The 4,923-nt window shown below is 68.7% G+C and carries 4 protein-coding genes and 1 tRNA gene; 2 read left to right on the top strand and 3 right to left on the bottom strand.

Features of this window, described 5'->3' with window-relative positions; translation table 11 throughout:
- Positions 1 to 583: 583 nt before the first annotated feature.
- Positions 584 to 656: transfer RNA gene (locus tag DEI89_RS17180), tRNA-Val, on the bottom strand.
- Between the two features lie 631 nt (positions 657 to 1,287).
- Between DEI89_RS17180 and DEI89_RS17170 the strand changes: the two genes are divergently transcribed.
- The gene (locus DEI89_RS17170; protein WP_110905270.1) at positions 1,288 to 1,842 is read left to right on the top strand and encodes a hypothetical protein; all 555 of its coding nucleotides are present in this window, start codon (positions 1,288 to 1,290) and stop codon (positions 1,840 to 1,842) included.
- A gap of 10 nt (positions 1,843 to 1,852) precedes the next feature.
- Here the strand turns inward: DEI89_RS17170 and DEI89_RS17165 are convergent, their stop codons facing one another.
- Together DEI89_RS17165 and DEI89_RS17160 are read right to left on the bottom strand one after the other, a co-directional pair.
- Positions 1,853 to 3,427, bottom strand: coding sequence for a phenylacetate--CoA ligase family protein (locus tag DEI89_RS17165; RefSeq protein ID WP_258369041.1), 1,575 nt, complete (start codon positions 3,425 to 3,427; stop codon positions 1,853 to 1,855).
- A complete protein-coding gene (locus DEI89_RS17160; protein WP_110905271.1) occupies positions 3,424 to 4,476 on the bottom strand; it encodes a hypothetical protein in 1,053 nt (350 codons plus the stop codon). Before DEI89_RS17160 ends, DEI89_RS17165 begins: the two co-directional genes overlap by 4 nt.
- A 259-nt stretch (positions 4,477 to 4,735) precedes the next feature.
- Here DEI89_RS17160 and DEI89_RS17155 point away from each other — a divergent pair.
- The coding region (locus tag DEI89_RS17155) for a ubiquinol-cytochrome c reductase iron-sulfur subunit N-terminal domain-containing protein (protein ID WP_309146542.1) at positions 4,736 to 4,923 on the top strand (188 nt) is incomplete at its 3' end.

The raw sequence follows: 4,923 nt of genomic DNA, 5'->3' as shown, positions 1-4,923 counted from the left end.
CCGGGTACTTCCTCGGTGCTCCCATGACTCTCATCCTCCCGTGGATTGAGAGCCTCCATCAGACCCGGGGCGGAACACATCCGCCTCCCCAACAGAGCCGGCGCGGACCAGGCAATTCTTCGAAGGGGGAACACGGGGTAGCTGGCAGCTGGTAGCTAGTAGCTAGTAGCTAGTAGCTAGTAGCGCCATGGCTCCGCGTGCTACCCGTCCACGGGCGCGCTGAGACACTCCAAATCTTCCTGAATCGATTCCGGTCACGACGGAGCGACGGGGTGTGTGAGTGCTGCGTATCGGCTCCGCCGGCGGTGCCGATGCGGACCAGCTCGCTACGCAGGCACTGGCGGTAGCGCTGACGGCTCACAGGACACCAGCTTCCGGGGTGCTGCGCGGCGGGACCGTGCATGGGATGGCTCATCGTGTTCTGGAGGTTGATCCCCGCGAGGCTTCGGTTCGGACTGCTTATCGACGAACCCTCAATGCGTCAATCGAATTTCACCAGCGCGAACTCCGCCGGCCTCCGCGTACAGACCTCGCTTCAATCTGCTCCGCAGAGCTCGCTGCGGCGTCGAACATCTGGTCCACGTGGGCTCTGGCGGGCTCGAACCGCCGGCCGCTTCGGTGTAAACGAAGTGCTCTACCAACTGAGCTAAGAGCCCGCAGCGGAGATCCTACCCGGCGACGGGGGTGGCGAGGACGCGACGTCAGCCCGGCGCCGACGACGGCTGTCGACTCGTGCCCACAAGTGCTGGCCGTTCGAGTCGAGAGTGCGGACGATTTTCGCGCGACACCAGATCGAGCAACTTGTGCGCCTGCATCGGGCACGACTCCTAGATCAGGAGTCGCCGAGCGAAGGTGCAAACATCTCGTATGCCGTTGAACTGCCGGAGCCGGTGATCGTCCTCGGCTAGTTTCCGCTTCGCCGCGGCGGTCAACCGACCCTGCGTCGAGCAGACGTTCACGGCAGTTACGCTCGACACGTCGCCGGTCAAGGCCGTCGTCCGGCCGACGATCTCCTCGCCGTTACCTGGTGGACTCGCCTCTTTCACACCGACACCACACCGACACGATGACTCGTCCGGTCGGTACACCCACGCTGCAACCAGCGACGACAACCGCTCTGACCAGGCCGAAAGCCGAGGAGCTGGGCGCGCAGGTTCTCCGTGACATCCACGGTGTAAACGTGGCGCTCTACCAGCTGAGCTAAAGGCCCTCGCACCGCGTCTGGTGCACCCCACATCCTACGGGTGCGCCGAGAGCGACGCCGAGCCCGTGACTACGCTCGCTCACATGCGCCGCTCCCCCGCCGTCGTCGCCGCCGCCGTGCTCGTCGCCCTGCTGTCGGGCTGCTCGGCACCCGGTGCCGACACGAGTTCGGTCGAGCCGCCATGGCCACGTCCGACGGACCTCGCCCACCGCGCCGACGAGGCCGGGCTCGAGAACGTCTGGGGCGAACGGCTGGCGGAACACGTGCACACGCATCTGACCATCACGAACGGCGACACCCCGGTCGTGGTCCCGGGCAACATCGGGCACGCGAAGTCGCAGCGGTTCGCGGCACAGCTGCACACGCACGACACGTCCGGCATCCTGCACGTCGAGTCCCCGACCCGTCAGACGTTCACGCTCGGGCAGTTCTTCGACGAATGGGGTGTCTCCCTCGGGCCGGCGCACGTCGGTGGACTGCACGGTGAGCTGACGATCTGGGTGGACGGCAAGCGGTTCTTCGGCAACCCACGGTCGATCGAGTTGACGAACCGAGGGGAGATCGGGCTCGCCGTCACGACGATCGGCGAGGTCCCGCAACGCCCGGCCCCGTTCGACTGGCCGCCGCAGTACCACTGAGCCGCCCCGCTCAGGCCTCCTTCGGCGCCACCCACCCGAGGTCCAGGTCCCACTCGTCCACTGAGCCCGGCCCGAGTTGCCACACGTACTCGTTCTTGAGCTTCCGGCCGTCGTCGCGGAACGGCCCGGTCCGGTACGGGTAGAACGCCACGGTCGGCAGCGTCCCCGGAGGTGCGGTGCGGATCGCGTTCGAGAAGTCGCGGTTGAGCCGGCGCAGTTCGGCGACCACGGCCGGCCGGGCGCGATCGGCGTCGAACGAGTCGGCGGACGCGGCGAGCTGGAAGGCGATGTGCAGCTGGCGGTCGCCGTGATCGTCCTCGTAGCTGATGAGCCGGTGGTTCTCGACCGCTTCGAGCAGGACCGGGTCCCCGTAGACGACGTCCCGGACGGCATCGGGAGCGACGACGGCACCGTTGAAGTCGACGGACAGGTCCGATCGGCCGTAGTGGAACAGCAGCGGCAGGTCGAGCTCCGCCTCCGCGAGCAGGTCCTCGTGCCCGGTCGCCCGCAGCACGGGCCTGAGGTCGCGCATCCGCACCACGTGCCCACGGTCGTGGATGTTGTACCGGATCCGGGGGCTGATGTTCTCGGAGCGGGCGATCGTGACGACGAGCTCGCCGCGGTCGTTCGTCTCGATCAGGTAGCCGAACGGGTTGAACTGGAACACCATCGGCAGGACGCCGTACTCGAACTGCTTGGTCAGTGCCGTCGAGAGTGCCGGGTCGGCAGCGATCGCCTTCCGCAGCGCCACCGAGAAGCCCGTCTCGATGCCCAGGTTGATCTCGAGGTCGCTCGCCCCGTACGACCCGAGGACGGTGTGCGCGTACTGCTCAATGTGGGCGCGCATGTTCTCGCTGATGCCCTCGCCGCCGAACGCCGCGACGATCGTGTACTCGCGCCAGTCGATCCGGTCGTCCTCGAACAACGCCTTGAGGAACGGCGGGTAGCTGAGGATCACGTAGGTGAAACCGGTGCCGAACTCCTGCATGGTCTGCACGATCTTGTCGCGGTCGGGCCCGATCGACTTGATCATCGTGGACTCGGTGAGCGACGCCGTGACGTTCATGCCGGTTGCCCATGCGCCGAGCGAGAACGCGTTCAGCACGAACGGCTGCTTCGCGAGTTCCTTCGAGGTCCGGGCGAACCCGAGCTGCAGCAGCTGCCGCGTCGCCTGCCGCTCGTCGGGTCCGCGCACCCAGCTCGTCGGGACACCGGAGGACCCCGACGACTCGTCCACGACGACACCGCGCCGCGGCAGCCGACCGTCGAGACAGCGCTCCGGGATGCTCCACCGCTTGACGTAGGACTCCTTGTCCATCTCCGGCAGGCCGGAGAACGCCGTCGCGATCCCGCTGCGCGTGTCCAGACGGGAGGAACGTCCCGCGTCCGACAGGAACCCCCGGTACGCGGGCACCCGCTTCGCCGCCAGCTCCGCCGTCCGCCACGCCCGCCACCGCCCGAGGGTCCACCGGAGCGGCTCGATGCCCGGCGCGAGCAGGAACTTGTGCGTCCCGACCCGCGGCATGAACAGTCCGACGACCGCTTCGACGACCCAGACCACCGCGAACACCGCCGCCCGCTTCACGAGGCACCTCCACCAGCGGGCGTGGCCAGCGTCATGGCCGACGCCGGCCGTCGGTGCGCCAGGGGCGGCGGAGCACTGCGGCCGAAGCGGAACAGCATCCACGCCATCCACCCGTCGGACTCGTCGACCCCGGCACGCTCGACGAAGGCCGCGTGCGACCGCGGGTTCGTGATGACCGTCCCGAAGGGGTGCAGGGCGATCCCCCGCGCATCGAGGTCGAGCCAGATGTGCATGAACGTCCGACCGGCCTCGACGTACTCCGCCGGGGATCCGAACGGCCCCTCGAGCCAGCCGAGCTGCCGCACGCCCCGCATCGTCGACAGGTAGACCTTCTTGAACGTGGTGCCGATGCCGGGCGCTTCCCACAGCCCGCGGTGCTCCATCGCGAACTTGAGCACCGGCCCCGGCATGAGCATCGTCTCGGCCGACAGCCCGTCCCCGGTGTCCGCCGCCTGGCGCTTCGAGAACCGTAGCCAGTGCAGGATCTCGGTGTGCACTGCGTCGTTCCGCAGGTCGTCGAACAGCGTCGCCTGGTTGACCCGGACGATCTCGTCGACCGTGGCCCGGTCCGCCGTCGTCCGGAACCGGTGACCGGCCTGCGCCGCGATCGTCTCCGAGGCCCGGATCACGTCGTCGTCCACGAGGGTCGCGTCGTAGGGTCTGCGCGAGGTGCGCCGAGCGAGCAAGCCGTGCAGGGCCTCCCGGTCGGCATCCGTCGCTGCGTGCGGTGTCAGCGCGACGCTGCCGAGCCGGTGCAGGTGGTCCGCCGGGTCTCGGTCGACCCGGCCGAAGTCCATCTCGGCGTGGTCGAGTGACTCGATCACCGTGAAGCCGTGCGCCCGGGCGACCACGTCGAGACCAGCGAGGAACACGCCGGCGCAGACGTGCCCGAACGGGATCCCGAAGGACTCCGCCGGCAGTCCCCGCCGCAGGTCGTAGAAGACGGTCGCGATGCGGTCGTCCTCCACCCGCACCACGATGGGCTGCGAGTTGTGCGGTGACGGGTAGTGCCGTGCATCCTCGATGATGCCGGTCCAGGGTGTGGCCATCGGTTCCCCCTCGGTGGTCGTTGCCGCGAGCATACGCACCACCCGTCCACGCCCATGCCCGCCCTGGCATGCCTGTGGACGACGCAGCACCGTCTGGGATGCTGTGGAGGAAGGACAGCGGGTCAGGACGCAGTCCAGGCGACAGCAGCACGGGGCCAGGCGAGAGCACCATGGGCCCGGGCGAGAGCAGCATGGGCCCAGCCGAGAGCAGCATGGGCCCAGCCGAGAGCACCATGACCACAGGGGAACGGGGACTTCGATGACGGAACCGTCAGGACCACAGCAGGGCGACCGACGACGCTGGTGGATCGTCGGTGCCGGGGCACTCGCCGTCGTGGTCGCCGCCGCCGCGGTCGCCTGGTCCCTCGTCGACTCCGGCCGGGAGGCCCGACCCACCCCCACAGCGGCCGTCGCCACCACCACGCCCACGCCCACCCCGTCCCGTAC

This window comes from Curtobacterium sp. MCBD17_030, from assembly GCF_003224255.1.
Taxonomy (GTDB): Bacteria; Actinomycetota; Actinomycetes; order Actinomycetales; family Microbacteriaceae; genus Curtobacterium.
Note: the sequence above shows the minus strand (reverse complement) of the source record. Positions and strands in the feature narration are given on the sequence as shown.